We start from the raw sequence: 14,936 nt of genomic DNA on the forward strand, positions 1-14,936 counted from the left end.
GCTTCAATAACTCAACATAACTCAACTCTGGCTGAACCGGAGACACATCGATGAATTTCCAGCAATTGCGCTTCGTGCGCGAGGCCGTGCGGCAGAACATGAACCTGACCGAGGTTGCGAACGTGCTGTACACGTCGCAGTCGGGCGTGTCGAAACAGATCAAGGATCTCGAGGACGAACTCGGCGTCGACATCTTCATCCGCCGCGGCAAGCGGCTCACGGGCCTGACCGAGCCGGGCAAGGCCGTGCATCAACTGATCGAGCGGATGCTGCTCGACGCGGAGAATCTGCGCCGCGTGGCGCGTCAGTACGCGGATCAGGACAGCGGCCATCTGGTCGTGGCGACCACCCACACGCAGGCACGCTACGCGCTGCCGAAGGTGGTCCGGCAGTTCACCTCGGTGTTCCCGAAGGTGCATCTGGCGCTGCGCCAGGGCAGCCCGCAGCAGATCGCGCAGATGATTATCAACGGCGAGGCCGACATCGGCATCTCGACCGAAGCGCTCGACCGCTTCCCCGACATCGTCACGTTCCCGTGCTATTCGTGGCATCACGTGGTGGTCGTGCCGAAGGGGCATCCGCTCGTGGGCCGCGAAAATCTGACGCTCGACGAGATCGCCGAATTCCCGATCGTCACCTACGACCAGGACTTCACGGGCCGCTCGCATATCGACCAGGCGTTCGCGAAAGCAGGTGCGTTGCCCGACGTCGTGCTGACCGCGATCGACGCCGACGTGATCAAGACCTACGTCGAACTCGGCATGGGCATCGGCGTGGTCGCGGCGATGGCCTACGATCCGAAACGCGACACCGAACTCGTCGCGCTCGACACGCAGCATCTGTTCGAGGCCAGCACGACGCGCGTCGGCTTGCGCAAGGGCGCGTTTTTGCGCGCCTACGCGTACCGGCTGATCGAAATGTTCGCGCCGCAGTTGAGCGAGGCCGATATCGCGGCGCAGTTGCGCGAGGCGGTGTGAGCGGGCGATGAAGGCGCCGGGTCCTTGAGACTGGGGTGCGTCTTCGCGGCGCCCGCGTGATGCCTTCATGATGCCCATCGCCTAATGCCCTCACGACACCCGCACGCGCCGCTCAAGCCTTGCGGGCTCCCGGTTTTCCATACATGGCGGCGGCTGGCGCATCGCTTACAATCGCCGCCATGAATACTTCCACTTCCTCTTCGCCGGTTTCTCCCGGCCACGGCGCGGCGCCGTCGCTGCCGCGCATCGCCGTGCTCGCGACCGGCGGCACGATCGCCGGCGCGGCCGCGGATGCGGCCAATACCTCGGGCTATCAGGCGGGCGTCGTCGGCGTCGAGCAGTTGCTCGCGGCAGTGCCGGCGTTGTCCGCGGTCGCGCGGATCGCACCCGAGCAGATCGCCAGCGTCGACAGCAAGGACATGGCGCTACCGCTATGGAGCACGCTGGCGCAACGCATCGACACGCTGCTCGCGAGCGAGGACGTCGACGGCGTCGTGGTCACGCACGGCACCGATACGCTCGAAGAAACCGCCTACCTGCTGCATCTGACCGTCAAGTCGGACAAGCCCGTCGTGCTGACCGCGGCGATGCGGCCGGCCTCGGCGTTGTCGGCCGATGGTCCGCTGAATCTGCTGAATGCCGTGACGGTGGCCGGGCATGCGTCGGCGCGCGGGCAGGGCGTGCTGGTGGTGTTCAACAACCGCATTCATAGTGCGCGCGACGTCGTCAAGACGAGCACCTATGCGGTCGACGCGTTCCAGTCGCCGGAGATCGGCGCGCTGGGCTGGGTGCAGGACGGCCGCGTCGAATTTCAGCGCGGCGTGGTGCGCGCGCATACGCTCGCGAGCGAATTCGCGAGCGGCGCGCAGTGGCCGCATGTGGAGATCGTCGCGAGCTATGCGGGCGTCTCGCGGCTTGCCGTCGATGCGCTCGTCGCGGCCGGTGTGCGCGGCATCGTCGTGGCGGGCACGGGCAATGGCTCGATCCATCAGACGCTGCAGCAGGCGCTGGCCGAGGCGGTGACGCGCGGCGTCGCGGTGGTGCGCGCGTCGCGCGTCGGCTCGGGCCACGTGATGCGCAACGGCGCGGCCGCCGACGACGCGCTCGGTTTCGTCAGCGCAGGTTCGCTGAATCCGTACAAGGCGCGGGTGCTGCTGATGCTGGCGCTGGGCGCGGGCCATACGGCGCCGGCCGCGCTGCAGAAGGTGTTCGATACGTATTGATTGACGGCCCGGCGGTGTGAGCCGATGCGAGCCGGTGAGCGCCGATCAGGCGTCGGATCGGCAACGCGTGCCGCCTGCAGCGATGTGACGACGGTTCCAGCGGATGGCCGCTCGACCCGAAGTAGAGTCCAGGATTGTGATTCCTGTCGTCAACGCGGCGTTTGGCAGAGCGCGGGAAACCCGCTCAAAGAATCGCCACGACAACCGATCCGACAGCCGGACACCCGACGACGACGTCTGACCGACCAAGGCTTCCCCGCCTTCGCCGGGTGCCGCTGCGGACCCCACTTGCCGCTCTCAGCCCAGAGCGGCACGATTTGCCCATTGCGCCGCGCGGACAGCCGAAGCTGCCGCGCGACCAACAGGCGCCCCACCTGTGCTTGCCGTGACGCCGCCCGCCGATGCCGGGCGGCGGGCCGAAGTCGGCCGCGATTGGTAACCGTCATTGGCAACCGTCGTCGGCAACCGGCAATAGCCACGAATAGCCGGCAATAAATAGCCAGCAACAACCGCCGGCAAGCTCAACCGCGAAAACCGGAACCTCAGGCCGCCTTCGCTTCCTCACCGCCCGGCGCCTGCGCGACCTCATGGTTCGCCATGATTTCGAGGGCGCGCACCATCGCCGAGTGATCCCACGCCTTGCCGCCGTTCGCCGCGCACACGCTGAACAGTTGCTGCGCGCTCGCGGTATGCGGCAGCGCGATACCGAGCTTGCGCGCGCCGTCGAGCGCGAGGTTCAGGTCCTTCTGATGCAGCTCGATGCGAAAGCCCGGGTTGAAGGTGCGCTTCGTCATGCGCTCGCCGTGCACTTCGAGAATCCGCGACGACGCGAAGCCGCCCATCAGCGCGCGGCGCACGCGTTCCGGATCGGCGCCCGAGCGCGACGCGAACAGCAGCGCTTCGGCCACCGCCTCGATGTTCAGCGCGACGATGATCTGGTTCGCGACCTTGCAGGTCTGGCCCGCGCCGTTCTCACCGATCAGCGAGATGTTCCTGCCCATCAGCTCGAACAGCGGTTTCGCCAGCGCAAAGGCTTGCTCGGGACCGCCGACCATGATCGTCAGCGTCGCGTCGCGCGCGCCGATTTCGCCGCCGGATACCGGCGCGTCGAGATAGTCGGCACCGAGCGCGTTGATCTTTTTCGCGAATACCTGCGTGTCGAGCGGCGAGATCGAGCTCATGTCGATCACGAGCTTGCCTCGCGTGAGGCCGGCGGCGACGCCGTCGTCGGCGAACAGCACGTTGGCGACGTCGGGCGTGTCCGGCACCATGATGATGACGATGTCGGCGGCCTGCGCGACGGCGGTCGAACTGGCGGCCACGCTGGCCGTTTTCGCGATGTCGTCCGGCACCGGATACGCGCCGTTCACGAACAGCGCGTGACCGCCCTTGATGAGGTTGCGCGCCATGTGCGCGCCCATGATGCCGAGGCCGATGAAACCGATCTTTGCCATGTGTCTGAATCTCCAGGGTGATAGGGAGGCGTGCGTCAGGCCGCTTCAGGGGACCATGAGGAAACCGAAGCAGGCTCAGGCCGCCGCGTGCGCCGCGCCGCGCGATTGACCGGCCACGCTGTGCAGCCAGCCGAGGCCGGCCTCGGTCGTCGCACGCGGCTTGTATTCGCAGCCGACATAACCGTCGTAGCCGAGCGAGTCGAGCAACGCGAACAGATACGGGTAGTTGATTTCGCCGCTGCCCGGTTCGTGCCGCCCGGGGTTGTCGGCAAGCTGGATGTGCGCGATCTGCGCGAGGTTCTTTTCGATCGTCGCGGCGAGTTCGCCTTCCATCCGTTGCATGTGATAGATGTCGTATTGCAGGAACAGATTGTCCGAGCCGACCTCGCGAATCACGTCGAGCCCGTCGCGCGAACGGTTCAGCGCGAAGCCCGGAATGTCGTACGAGTTGCACGGCTCGACGAGCAGGCGGATGCCGGCTTTCTTCAGTTCGGCCGCGGCAAAGCGCAGGTTCCCGACGATCGTCGCGCGCGCGGTGTCGGCATCGACGCCCGTGCCCGGAATGCCGACGAGGCAGTTCAGTTGCGGCACCTTCAATGCGCTGGCGTACTCGATCGCGCGGTTGACGCCTTCCCGAAACTCGCCGACCCGATCGGGCAGGCACGCGATGCCGCGTTCGCCGGCGTCCCAGTTGCCCGCGGGCAGGTTGTGCAGCACGAGCTTCAGGCGGTTCTGCTGCAGACGGTCGCTCAAATCGGCGATCGAATACGGATACGGAAACAGGAATTCGACGGCATGAAAGCCGGCGTTGGCCGCGGCCGCGAAACGGTCGAGGAACGGCACTTCGTTGAACAGCATCGTCAGATTCGCTGCAAATTTCGGCATGGTGCGTGTGTCTCTCTGGTCGGTCAGGGCGGTCAGGGGAATCGCGCGCGCGGTTCTCGCGCGGCGAGGGCGGGGCGTTTCATGCGAACGACCCCGGCCCTCGCGCGCGGCATGCATCGCGTGCGCTACAGCTACGGCGGTGACGGCGGCCGCCGCGAGCGCGGCCGGCTCAAACTCAGGCCCGGTCTCAGTCCAGCAGGCTGATCGCGGTCGGTGCGTCCTCGTGCCTTTCGGCCAGTTCCTCGAACTCGTTGATCGCGTCGATCTCGGTGCCCATCGAGATATTGGTCACGCGTTCGAGAATCACTTCGACGATCACCGGCACGTTGAACTCGCCGAGCATCGACTGCGCCTTCTCCAGCGCCGGTTTCAGCTCTTCGGGCTTGAACACGCGAATCGCCTTGCAGCCGAGACCTTCGGCCACCGCCACGTGATCGACGCCATAGCCGTTCGTCTCCGGCGAATTGATGTTCTCGAAGCCGAGCTGCACGCAGTAGTCCATCTCGAACGCGCGCTGCGCCTGGCGGATCAACCCGAGATACGAGTTGTTCACGACCACATGCACGTACGGCAGCTTGAATTGCGCGCCGGCCGCGAGTTCCTCGATCATGAACTGGAAGTCGTAGTCGCCCGAGAGTGCGACGATCGGCCGTTGCGGATCGGCCGCGCGCACGCCGAGCGCCGCCGGAATCGTCCAGCCGAGCGGGCCGGCCTGGCCGCAGTTGATCCAGTTGCGCGCCTTGTAGACGTGCAGGAATTGCGCCGCGGCGATCTGCGACAAACCGATCGTACTCACGTAGCAGGTATCGCGGCCGAACACCTGGTTCATCTCTTCGTAGACGCGCTGCGGCTTCATCGGCACGTTGTCGAAGTGCGTCTTGCGCAGCATCGTGCGCTTGCGCTCCTGGCAATCGGCAACCCATGCGCTGCGGTCCTTGAGCTTGCCCGCGGCCTTCCACTCGCCCGCCACGTCGACGAACAGTTCGAGCGCGGCCTTCGCGTCCGAGACGATGCCGAGATCGGGGCCGAACACGCGGCCGATCTGCGTCGGTTCGATATCGACGTGCACGAACTTGCGGCCCTTCGTATAGACGTCGACGCTGCCGGTGTGGCGGTTGGCCCAGCGGTTGCCGATGCCGAGCACGAAGTCGGAGGCGAGCATCGTCGCGTTGCCGTAGCGGTGCGAGGTCTGCAGACCGACCATGCCGGCCATCAGCGGATGGTCGTCGGGAATCGCGCCCCACGACATCAGCGTCGGGATCACCGGCACGCCGACCGTTTCGGCGAACTTCACGAGCAGGTCTTCGGCCACGGCGTTCAGCACGCCGCCGCCCGAGACGATCAGCGGCTTGTCGGCCTCGTTGAGCAGCGCGAGCGCGGCTTCGATCTGTTTTCTCGTCGCCTTCGGCTTGTAGACAGGCAGCGGTTCGTACGTGTCGATGTCGAATTCGATTTCGGCGAGCTGCACGTCGATCGGCAGATCGACCAGCACCGGGCCCGGACGGCCCGAGCGCATCAGATGGAACGCCTGCTGGAACACGCGCGGCACCAGCGCCGGCTCGCGCACGGTCACGGCCCACTTGGTGACGGGCTTGGCGATCGATTCGATATCGACCGCCTGGAAGTCTTCCTTGTAGAGACGCGCGCGCGGCGCCTGGCCTGTGATAGCCAGAATAGGAATCGAGTCGGCCTGGGCGGAGTACAAACCGGTGATCATGTCGGTGCCAGCAGGCCCCGAGGTGCCGATGCACACGCCGATGTTGCCCGGCCGAGCGCGCGTGTAGCCTTCGGCCATGTGCGAGGCGCCCTCGACGTGGCGCGCAAGCACGTGGCTGATGCCGCCGGCTTTGCGCATCGCCGAGTAGAACGGGTTGATCGCGGCGCCCGGCACGCCGAACGCGGTATCGATACCTTCTTTTTCGAGCACCAGCACGGCGGCGTCGACGGCTCTCATTTTGGCCATGAATGTCTCCTCAATGTCTGGAAATGGGCAAACCAAAGTCTGTTGAGATGCACTTTAGGCCTGACCTAAAGGTTTGATAAGATCAGTTCGGGTCGCTTATTTCGAAACAAAAAGTATTGAATGGCGTGAAGCCCGACGGAGGGCCGGCGACAGCCGGCAGCAACCGGGCGGCAGACAGGTGGAAAACGGGTAGGAGACGGGTAGGAGACAGGCATGGACCGCTTCAAACAGATCGAAACCTTCGTGCGCGTCGCCGATGCGGGCAGTCTCGCGGCGGCGGCGCTCGAAGAGGGCGTGTCGCCGGTGATTCTCGGTCGCCGCATCGACGCGCTCGAAAAGCGCCTCGGCGTGAAGCTGATGTACCGCACGACGCGGCGGCTCGTGGTCAGCGAGGACGGCGCCGCGTTTCTCGAACGCTGCCGGGGCCTCCTCAGCGAATGGGATCAGGCCGAAAACGAACTGAGCGCGGGGCGCCGCGCGGTGAACGGCCATCTGATCGTGTCGGCGCCGGCCGCGTTCGGCCGCAAGCACGTCGCGCCGCTCGCGCCGGCGTTTCTCGCGGGCAAGCCCGAGTTGCAGATGTCGTTCAACCTGACCGACCGGGTCGTCGATCTGGTGCGCGAGGGCTACGACCTGTCGATCCGCATCGGCGGCACGGTCGATCCGAACTTCGTCGCGGTGAAGCTCGCCTCGAACCGGCGTGTGGTGTGCGGCACGCCCGAGTATTTCCGCCGTCACGGCAAGCCGAAGACGCTCGAAGACCTGCCGGCCCACAACTGCCTCGCGTTCAATCTGCAAGGCGGGCAGAACCGCGGCTGGTATTTCCGCCGCAACGGCAAGCTCGCGACGGTGCGCGTCGGCGGCACGCTCGATTGCAACGACGGCGAACTGCTGCACCGCTGGGTCTCGGAAGGGCTCGGGCTCGGCTGGCGCTCCACCTGGGAAATCCAGCAGCAGCTCGCGCGCGGCGAACTCGAAACCGTGCTCGACGAGTACGCGCTGCCCGATTACGACATCCTCGCGGTCTATCCGCAGCAGCGCTACGTGCCGGCACGCGTGCGCTATTTCATCGACTACCTGAAGGACGTGTACGCGAGCGACGACTATTGGAACCGGCCGTCTTACTAGCCTGCCAGCGCGCCGCGCCGGTCTTTTTGCGAATTTGTGCCATGGGGCGGGAATAAACTCGGCGTGCGGCGGGTTATGCGATGAAAGGGGCGTCGTGAGGCACGGCGAAGCGCATGCGGTTTTGGCTGTTGCGGGAGCGGCGGGGCGTGGTTTGGTCGCGTGGCCTGGTCGTACGGCTTTGCCGCATGACGCCGCGCGAGCCGTGCGGTTCGGCGCGCAGCGATAAGCGCGCCAGTCGCACCGGAGCGCGCTCCAGCCGAGGCCCGTTCGCGACCCCGGCGCGCCCCTGTCGCACCCCAATCGCACGACCTACGCAGCCGCAATGCCCTTGGAGGGCCCACGTGGTCCAGACCGATCCAGACTCCGCCCGCGCGCGCGGCGCAGCCGATGCCGATGCCGGCGCCGACACCGATGCCCATACCGTGCGAAGCCGTCGCTTCGAGCAGTTGGCGCTACCGCATCTCGACGCCGCGTACAACCTCGCGCGCTGGCTGTGCGGCAACGCCCACGATGCCGAGGACGTCGTGCAGGAAGCTTTCATGCGCGCGTTCCGTTTTTTCGATACGTTTCGCGGCGATTCCGCACGGCCGTGGCTGCTCGCGATCGTGCGCCGCACCTGGTACACGGAATGGCGGCGGCGTGCGCCGTCGCACGAGATGCTCGAATTCGACGAAACAATGGACGACGCGACTTTCGACGGCTGGAGCGCGGGCGGCGACGATCCGCAAACCCTGCTGATCCGCGACGAGGATACGAGGCAGGTGCATGACGCGCTCGCGCGTCTGCCGGTCGAGTATCGCGAGGTGCTGATTCTGCGCGAACTCGAGGAGATGGGGTATCGCGAGATCGCGCTCGTTGCCGACGTGCCGATCGGCACGGTGATGTCGCGGCTCGCACGCGGCCGGCGCAAGCTAGCCGAGATGTTGAGGGGGGAGCGGGGCGCGGTGCGCAGGGATACGCGGAGTGCGCCGGACACGCGCGAGCCCGCGCGGTGTTCTGAACTCATGGGGGGCGAGCCGGGCAAAGCCGCCGGTTTGACTGCCGATGCGGGAGCGCCGCCGTTCGCAATACCAGACGATCCGCATGCGCAGTCCACGCGCACGGGACGAGACGGCGAGGAGCGCGCCACATCGTTCACGCCGCGCGCGTCGGCTGCCGGCGCGACGGTTGCACAGCTCCGGGCGTTCGTGGACGGCCGGCCCCTCGAGATTCCCGGCACGGCCGCGGACCCAGCTCAGGAGACGCCGGATGAACTGTAACGAAGCACGGCCGCTCCTCGATGCGAATGCCGATCACGAATTGCCGGCGCCCGATGCGCGCCGGGTCCAGCAGCATATCGAGAGCTGCGACGATTGCCGGCGCGCGAGTGAAAACCTGCGCGCGTTGCGGGGAGCGTTGCGCGCGGCGCCGTATCATCGGGCGCCATCGTCGCTGCGGGCGCGGATTGTCGCCGGCTTGCCGGCTGCGCTCGATGAGGGGCGCGGGGTGGCGGATCGGGTTGAGGCTGGGGCGCAGATGGTTGAAGGCATGCCGGCTGACGGGGCGGCTAATGCGCCCAATGCGCCCAATGCGCCCAATGCGCCCAATGCGCCCAATGCGCCCAATGCGCCCAATGCGCCCAATGCGCCCAATGCGCCCAATGCGCCCAATGCGGCGAAGGAACCTCGACGTCGGCGGGGCGTGGCGTGGTGGTCCGCGTGGCTCGATGGGTTGCTCGGTTCCGCCGGCTCAGGTGGTCGAGGCCATACCGGAGGTTGGAGTGGCCCAGGCGGTTCGGGTAGCGCAGACGGCTGGGGCGGCTTCGGTCGTCCCGCCACTGCAGGCGGCGTGAACCGCGTGGCCGTGCGCGGCGGGCTCGTCGCGCTCGCCATTGCGTTGTGTGCGGCCGCGGCGATCCTCACGCTGAATCTGCACCGTCCCGCCGACGCCCAATTCTCGCCGTTCATCGACGAACTCGTGGAAAGCCATGTCCGGGCACAGGTATCGGGCCGCGACATCGACGTGATTTCGACGGACCGGCATACGGTCAAGCCGTGGTTCAACGGTCGGCTCGATTATTCGCCGCCGGTCGAGGATCTCGCCGCGAGCGGTTTTGCGCTCGAAGGCGGCCGCCTCGATTACATCGCGCATCAGCGGGTCGCGGTGCTCGTGTACCGCTATCGCAAGCACGTGATCGACGTGTATGTGTTCCCGCAAGGCGCCGCGCGCGGGGCCGACGGCGCGATGGCTGCGGTGCTCGGCCACGACGGCTATTCGATCGCGCACTGGGACGCGCAAGGCATGACCTGGTGGGCGATCTCCGATGCCGCGCCCGACGCGCTGAGCGGCCTCGAAGCCGCGCTGAAGGCGCGCTTGCAGAGCGGCAGCGAGAGCACGGAGGCCGGTTAGGGGGCCACGGCGGGGAGACGCAGAAGCCGGCAAAAGAGGGCGCGCCCGGGCGAATTTTGCCGAGGCAAGCGTTCGGTTCTCACCGCGCAGGCCGCCGGCCCCGCCGTCTGCGCAGTGGCGCCTGGCATCGCACCGAGCCACTCCGCCACGATGTTTTTCACCCACGCCTCTCGGTCAACCCTCCTAAGCTCTTGAAAACACTCCCGATTCGCTTGCCGAATCGGCGGAATATCTTGCAACCCGGCCCCATTCTGGTTATACTCTTTGGCTTCTCACTTGCCGCACCGGTTCCGACGCCCGGGCGGCTTCAATCCAAAAGTCAGCACAAGGAGTGTGTAATGCGTCATTACGAAATCGTCTTTATCGTGCATCCCGATCAAAGCGAGCAGGTGCCCGCCATGATCGAGCGTTACAAGGGCACGATCACGTCGCACGGTGGTCAGGTCCACCGCGTCGAAGACTGGGGCCGTCGTCAACTGGCCTACATGATCGAGAAACTCGCGAAGGCTCACTACGTCTGCATGAACATCGAATGCGACCAGACCACGCTCGACGAGCTGGAACATGCGTTCAAGTTCAACGACGCCGTTCTGCGTCACCTTATCGTCAAGATGAAGAAGGCTGAAACCAGCCCGTCGCCGATGATGAAGGAAGTGCAGCGCGAAGAAGCCAAGAAGTCGGCAGCCGCTCAGCCGACCGAAGCGCAGGCTTAAGACACACTATTTAAGCTACCAGACCCCAGCGTCGCTGTCGCTCACGTACACGAAGGCATACCCAGGTACATGAACCGGCTGCAACTCACGGCGAGCGTCGTCGAACGCGAACCGGTGCGGTATACCCCCGCCGGCGTTCCGATTGCCAGCTGCACGTTGCATCACCGCACGGAAGTCGTCGAAGCGGGCATTGCCCGCCAGGTCGAACTGACCATGCAGGCGGTGGCCGCGGGCGAAGCGAGCGGTCAGCTCGAAAGCTGCCAGATGGGCGTGGAAACGCTCTTCACCGGCTTTCTGGCCAAGAAGCACCGCAACGCAAGAACTCTGGTATTTCATATCACAGCATTGCAGGACATTGGAAAGGACTAATCATGCCCCGCCCGACTGGTAAGAAATTCGACAAGCGTCGTCAGCAACAGAACCCGCTCTTCAAGCGCAAGAAGTTCTGCCGTTTCACGGCTGCTGGCGTCGAAAACATCGACTACAAAGACATCGAAACGCTGAAGGACTTCATCGGCGAAAACGGCAAGATCACGCCGGCGCGTCTCACGGGTACCAAGGCTCACTATCAACGCCAGCTGGACACGGCTATCAAGCGCGCGCGTTTCCTCGCGCTGATGCCGTACACCGACCAGCACAAGGCCTAACCCGACGACGCGATAAGGAGCATCCGAATGCAAATCATTCTTCTGGAAAAAGTCGTCAATCTGGGCAACCTCGGCGACATCGTGAAGGTTAAGGACGGTTACGCACGTAACTTCCTGATCCCGAACAAGAAAGCCCGTCGTGCAACGAAGGAAGCGCTGGCCGAATTCGAAGTGCGTCGCGCGGAACTCGAAAAGATCGCCGCTGAAAAGCTGGCTGCCGCTCAGGCTCAAGGCGAGAAGCTGGCTGGCTCGACGGTTCAGATCAATCAGAAGGCTGGTGTCGACGGCCGTCTGTTCGGTTCGGTGACCAACGCCGACGTGGCCGAAGCACTGGCCAAGCAAGGCTTCGCAGTGGAAAAGGCGCAAGTGCGTCTGCCGGAAGGCCCGCTGAAGATGGTTGGCGAGCACGCTGTCCAGGTTTCGCTGCACACCGACGTTCTCGTCGATGTGACGGTGGCCGTGATCGGCGAGCACGTCTAAGCATCATGTAGGATCAGCCAGGACGTTGCTGGCGAAAAGCAGGGGCCGGGTGACCGGCCCCTGCTTTTTTTATGCCGGTTTTTATATCGGCTCTTTCCGTTCCGTCTGTTTTTCCGCTCGCCGCAACCGGCGGATTGCCCGATAATTCCACCCCATGAACGCACCGTCGAAAGATCCCCAACTCGAGTCGCTGAAAGTCCCGCCGCATTCGATCGAGGCCGAGCAATCGGTGCTGGGCGGGCTGCTGCTCGATAACGCGGCGTGGGACCGCATCGCCGACTTCCTCGCGCAAAGCGACTTCTACCGCTACGACCACCGCATCATCTTCGAACATATCGGCAAGCTGATCGCGGCCACGCGTCCGGCCGACGTGATTACCGTGTACGAAGCGCTCGGCACCTCGGGCAAGGCGGAGGAGGTCGGCGGTCTCGCCTATCTGAACGCGCTCGCGCAGAACACACCGAGCGCGGCCAATATTCGCCGCTATGCGGAAATCGTGCGCGATCGCGCGGTGCTGCGCCGGCTCGTGTCGGTTGCTGACGAAATCTCCGCCGACGCGTTCAACCCGCAAGGCAAGGAAGTCCGGCAACTGCTGGACGAAGCCGAATCGAAGGTGTTTTCGATCGCCGAAGACGGCGCGCGCGGCACACAGGGCTTCCTCGAAATCGGGCCGTTGCTGACTGAAGTGGTCGAGCGGATCGACACGCTCTATCACACCGCCAATCCGAGTGACGTGACCGGCACGCCAACCGGCTTCGTCGATCTGGACCGCATGACTTCGGGCATGCACGGCGGCGAATTGATCATCGTCGCGGGTCGTCCGTCGATGGGTAAGACGGCGTTTTCGATGAACATCGGCGAATACGTCGCCGTGGAGTACGGGCTGCCGGTCGCGGTGTTCTCGATGGAAATGCCGGGCACGCAGCTCACGATGCGTATGCTCGGCTCGGTCGGCCGGCTCGACCAGCACCGCATGCGAACCGGGCGTCTGACCGACGAGGATTGGCCGAAGCTCACGCACGCGGTGCAGAAAATGAGCGAGGCGCAGATTTTCATCGACGAAACCGGCGGCCTGAACCCGATGGAGTTGCGCTCGCGCGCGCGCCGGCTTTCGCGCCAGTGCGGCAAGCTCGGCCTCATCATCATCGACTATTTGCAGTTGATGAGCGGCTCGTCGTCCGGCGAAAACCGGGCGACCGAAATCTCGGAAATCTCGCGTTCGCTGAAGAGCCTCGCGAAAGAACTCGACGTACCCGTGATCGCCTTGTCGCAGCTGAATCGCGGTCTCGAACAGCGCCCGAACAAGCGGCCGATCATGTCGGACCTGCGTGAATCGGGCGCTATCGAACAGGACGCGGACGTGATCCTGTTCATTTACCGCGACGAGGTGTACAACCCCGACAGCCCCGACAAGGGCACCGCGGAGATCATCATCGGCAAGCAGCGTAACGGTCCGATCGGTCCCGTTCGGCTCACGTTCCACGGCCAATACACGAAATTCGACAACTTTGCCGGTGCGCAGAATTTCTACGGCGGCGAGTGACGCGCACCCGGCGCCGTTGTTGTAACGGCGCCGTCATAAAGTGCGGCATTGGTGACACAACGGTACAATATGGCGGTTTTATGTCAGCCATTACGTGACCAATTTTCGGGATCCCAATGTTCGGTCGTTTCATGCCCACCGAGGGCAAATGAGCCGAAAAAAGAACGCGTTGTAGGAAGCTACAGCGCGTTTTTTCATTTCTAAGACCTTGAAAAGTCTAAGAAAGTGGCGAAAAGTGAAATAGAATCGCTCCTATTGCGTTTTTCTGTTTTCCGTACTTTTCCATGCTGGCCTGGTATCCTGCTGCTTCTACAAGGCAATCGGACAATTCTGAAAAGTAGCGGGCCACAGAAAAGCCTCTAACCCCACACAGATCGACAGCACGGATTAAGAATCGTCTGATTGCCCGCTGCCCGTCCTTGCCGCTACCGTGGGCGTTTCACCAACGGGAATAGTTGAATAATGGCTCTTACTGGCAAGTTTGTAGTAGATAACCAGGAAATGTGTAAGCTCGATATTATTGGGATCGGCACCTTTAGAGCATATTCTGGAAACAAGCAATACATGAATCGCGGCGGCTGTACGGATGTTCCAAAGAACGGACCGATTCCGGTCGGCAAGTATTGGATCGTAGATCGTCCCAAGGGCGGATTCAGATCGCAGGCGTGGACTACATTAAAAGATGTCGCTGTATCCTCGATATGGACACCTGTAGACCATCGCGAATGGTTCGGGCTCTATCGCGATGATGGTGCGATTGATGACGTGACGTGGGTAAATGGTGTAGAGAGGGGGAATTTCCGATTGCATCCGGCAGGTGGGTTAGGTGTTTCGCTCGGATGCATTACTATGCCAAGCCATGTCGATTTTTCGATTATTCGGAGTGCCTTGCTACGTACCGAAACTATCCCCCTCCGTAATTCAGGGCTTCATGCATATGGAACAATTGAGGTAGTGACCTATGGCAACACTTGCCCGTAGGCTTTTCAAGGTTGCTCTATTCTGCGTGCTGTTCCGCATCTCATTGGCCTACGTTCACCCGCCCCCACCGACTGAAAGCGATAGGGTTGCATGGTTGAACGCGGCAAATCAGCTTGGAATTAGCGACCCCGACGACCTATTCGTACCACTTCTCTTAATAGTCAATCTGTTCGTTGCCGCATTGCTCTATATGGCGATCATGAAGCTATGGCGGTGGTATCGCTCGAAATAGAGCCGCGTTATGCAAAAGCCCGCATTGTGCGGGCTTCGTCATTTACAGATGCGTGAAGAGCTTTCGACAGGCTCGAAGGAAGTCAACGATCCAGCCGGGTTCGCGTCGCTGACGCTCGAAGAACTTCCGAGCGGAAATCCGCCACTCTTTGAACAGTTCCTTCGCGATTGTCCACGCGATAATCAAGCAAATGAATGGAGCGGCCCCCTGAATCGCCGGACACAGTCTCCCGCTTAAACTAACGGGTAGGCATAGGACTGTGTTAATGGGATGGTCGCCCCCGCCTCCCCGGCAAGAGTACGCTATGGAGGCAATCACCAAG

15 protein-coding genes are annotated in these 14,936 nt (G+C 63.6%); 12 read left to right on the forward strand and 3 right to left on the reverse strand.

Translation table 11 applies throughout. The features are described from left to right. The first annotated feature begins 50 nt into the window (after positions 1–50). Together F3J20_RS26615 and F3J20_RS26620 are read left to right on the forward strand one after the other, a co-directional pair. A complete protein-coding gene (locus tag F3J20_RS26615) occupies positions 51–977 on the forward strand; it encodes a CysB family HTH-type transcriptional regulator (protein ID WP_167038562.1) in 927 nt (308 codons plus the stop codon). A 179-nt stretch (positions 978–1,156) separates the two neighbouring features. Next, positions 1,157–2,200 (forward strand): asparaginase, encoded by a 1,044-nt coding sequence (locus F3J20_RS26620; RefSeq protein ID WP_167285179.1) that lies wholly within the window; start codon positions 1,157–1,159, stop codon positions 2,198–2,200. 542 nt (positions 2,201–2,742) lie between these two features. On the opposite strand, the gene F3J20_RS26625 is transcribed toward F3J20_RS26620, so the two are convergent. Both F3J20_RS26625 and hyi read right to left on the reverse strand, forming a co-directional pair. After that, complete coding sequence (locus F3J20_RS26625) at positions 2,743–3,654, reverse strand: 2-hydroxy-3-oxopropionate reductase (RefSeq protein WP_167038559.1); 912 nt, start codon at positions 3,652–3,654, stop codon at positions 2,743–2,745. A gap of 75 nt (positions 3,655–3,729) precedes the next feature. Then, positions 3,730–4,539: a hydroxypyruvate isomerase gene (gene hyi / locus F3J20_RS26630; protein WP_167285181.1), complete on the reverse strand. Its 810-nt coding sequence runs from the start codon at positions 4,537–4,539 to the stop codon at positions 3,730–3,732. Positions 4,540–4,620: 81 nt separating this feature from the next. On the opposite strand from hyi, the gene F3J20_RS32460 reads away from it, so the two are divergent. Next, positions 4,621–4,743 (forward strand): hypothetical protein, encoded by a 123-nt coding sequence (locus tag F3J20_RS32460; RefSeq protein ID WP_275691487.1) that lies wholly within the window; start codon positions 4,621–4,623, stop codon positions 4,741–4,743. Here the strand turns inward: F3J20_RS32460 and gcl are convergent. Next, positions 4,727–6,502 (reverse strand): glyoxylate carboligase, encoded by a 1,776-nt coding sequence (gcl, locus tag F3J20_RS26635; protein WP_167038555.1) that lies wholly within the window; start codon positions 6,500–6,502, stop codon positions 4,727–4,729. The two genes, F3J20_RS32460 and gcl, sit on opposite strands and share 17 nt — an antisense overlap. 213 nt (positions 6,503–6,715) lie before the next feature. Here gcl and F3J20_RS26640 point away from each other — a divergent pair, with 213 nt between their 5' ends. The 9 genes from F3J20_RS26640 to F3J20_RS26680 all read left to right on the forward strand — a co-directional run bounded on the left by F3J20_RS26640 (position 6,716) and on the right by F3J20_RS26680 (position 14,382). Continuing rightward, positions 6,716–7,630, forward strand: a complete 915-nt coding sequence (locus tag F3J20_RS26640; RefSeq protein WP_167285183.1) for a substrate binding domain-containing protein — start codon at positions 6,716–6,718, stop codon at positions 7,628–7,630. Positions 7,631–7,971: 341 nt separating this feature from the next. Continuing rightward, on the forward strand, positions 7,972–8,889 hold the full coding sequence (locus tag F3J20_RS26645; protein ID WP_167285190.1) for an RNA polymerase sigma factor: 918 nt from the start codon (positions 7,972–7,974) through the stop codon (positions 8,887–8,889). Further along, a complete protein-coding gene (locus tag F3J20_RS26650) occupies positions 8,879–10,018 on the forward strand; it encodes a zf-HC2 domain-containing protein (RefSeq protein ID WP_167285184.1) in 1,140 nt (379 codons plus the stop codon). Before F3J20_RS26645 ends, F3J20_RS26650 begins: the two co-directional genes overlap by 11 nt. 338 nt (positions 10,019–10,356) lie before the next feature. Further along, a complete protein-coding gene (rpsF, locus tag F3J20_RS26655; protein ID WP_167038547.1) occupies positions 10,357–10,731 on the forward strand; it encodes a 30S ribosomal protein S6 in 375 nt (124 codons plus the stop codon). Between the two features lie 69 nt (positions 10,732–10,800). Next, positions 10,801–11,100, forward strand: a complete 300-nt coding sequence (priB, locus tag F3J20_RS26660; protein WP_167038545.1) for a primosomal replication protein N — start codon at positions 10,801–10,803, stop codon at positions 11,098–11,100. A 2-nt stretch (positions 11,101–11,102) separates the two neighbouring features. Next, complete coding sequence (gene rpsR / locus F3J20_RS26665; RefSeq protein ID WP_167038543.1) at positions 11,103–11,378, forward strand: 30S ribosomal protein S18; 276 nt, start codon at positions 11,103–11,105, stop codon at positions 11,376–11,378. A 27-nt stretch (positions 11,379–11,405) separates the two neighbouring features. Further along, a complete protein-coding gene (gene rplI / locus F3J20_RS26670) occupies positions 11,406–11,858 on the forward strand; it encodes a 50S ribosomal protein L9 (RefSeq protein WP_167038541.1) in 453 nt (150 codons plus the stop codon). Between the two features lie 154 nt (positions 11,859–12,012). Continuing rightward, complete coding sequence (locus F3J20_RS26675) at positions 12,013–13,401, forward strand: replicative DNA helicase (RefSeq protein ID WP_167038539.1); 1,389 nt, start codon at positions 12,013–12,015, stop codon at positions 13,399–13,401. A 462-nt stretch (positions 13,402–13,863) separates the two neighbouring features. Further along, positions 13,864–14,382, forward strand: a complete 519-nt coding sequence (locus F3J20_RS26680; protein WP_167285186.1) for a DUF2778 domain-containing protein — start codon at positions 13,864–13,866, stop codon at positions 14,380–14,382. The last annotated feature ends 554 nt before the right edge of the window (positions 14,383–14,936 follow it).

This window comes from Paraburkholderia sp. Cy-641 (assembly GCF_011752945.1).
In the GTDB taxonomy this organism is placed as follows: domain Bacteria; phylum Pseudomonadota; class Gammaproteobacteria; order Burkholderiales; family Burkholderiaceae; genus Paraburkholderia.

Coding starts and splice junctions, on each gene's coding strand:
- F3J20_RS26615 (WP_167038562.1), top strand. CDS start 51: ATGAATTTCCAGCAATTGCGCTTCGTGCGCGAGGCCGTGCGGCAGAAC.
- F3J20_RS26620 (WP_167285179.1), top strand. CDS start 1,157: ATGAATACTTCCACTTCCTCTTCGCCGGTTTCTCCCGGCCACGGCGCG.
- F3J20_RS26625 (WP_167038559.1), bottom strand. CDS start 3,654: ATGGCAAAGATCGGTTTCATCGGCCTCGGCATCATGGGCGCGCACATG.
- hyi (WP_167285181.1), bottom strand. CDS start 4,539: ATGCCGAAATTTGCAGCGAATCTGACGATGCTGTTCAACGAAGTGCCG.
- F3J20_RS32460 (WP_275691487.1), top strand. CDS start 4,621: ATGCGAACGACCCCGGCCCTCGCGCGCGGCATGCATCGCGTGCGCTAC.
- gcl (WP_167038555.1), bottom strand. CDS start 6,502: ATGGCCAAAATGAGAGCCGTCGACGCCGCCGTGCTGGTGCTCGAAAAA.
- F3J20_RS26640 (WP_167285183.1), top strand. CDS start 6,716: ATGGACCGCTTCAAACAGATCGAAACCTTCGTGCGCGTCGCCGATGCG.
- F3J20_RS26650 (WP_167285184.1), top strand. CDS start 8,879: ATGAACTGTAACGAAGCACGGCCGCTCCTCGATGCGAATGCCGATCAC.
- rpsF (WP_167038547.1), top strand. CDS start 10,357: ATGCGTCATTACGAAATCGTCTTTATCGTGCATCCCGATCAAAGCGAG.
- priB (WP_167038545.1), top strand. CDS start 10,801: ATGAACCGGCTGCAACTCACGGCGAGCGTCGTCGAACGCGAACCGGTG.
- rpsR (WP_167038543.1), top strand. CDS start 11,103: ATGCCCCGCCCGACTGGTAAGAAATTCGACAAGCGTCGTCAGCAACAG.
- rplI (WP_167038541.1), top strand. CDS start 11,406: ATGCAAATCATTCTTCTGGAAAAAGTCGTCAATCTGGGCAACCTCGGC.
- F3J20_RS26675 (WP_167038539.1), top strand. CDS start 12,013: ATGAACGCACCGTCGAAAGATCCCCAACTCGAGTCGCTGAAAGTCCCG.
- F3J20_RS26680 (WP_167285186.1), top strand. CDS start 13,864: ATGGCTCTTACTGGCAAGTTTGTAGTAGATAACCAGGAAATGTGTAAG.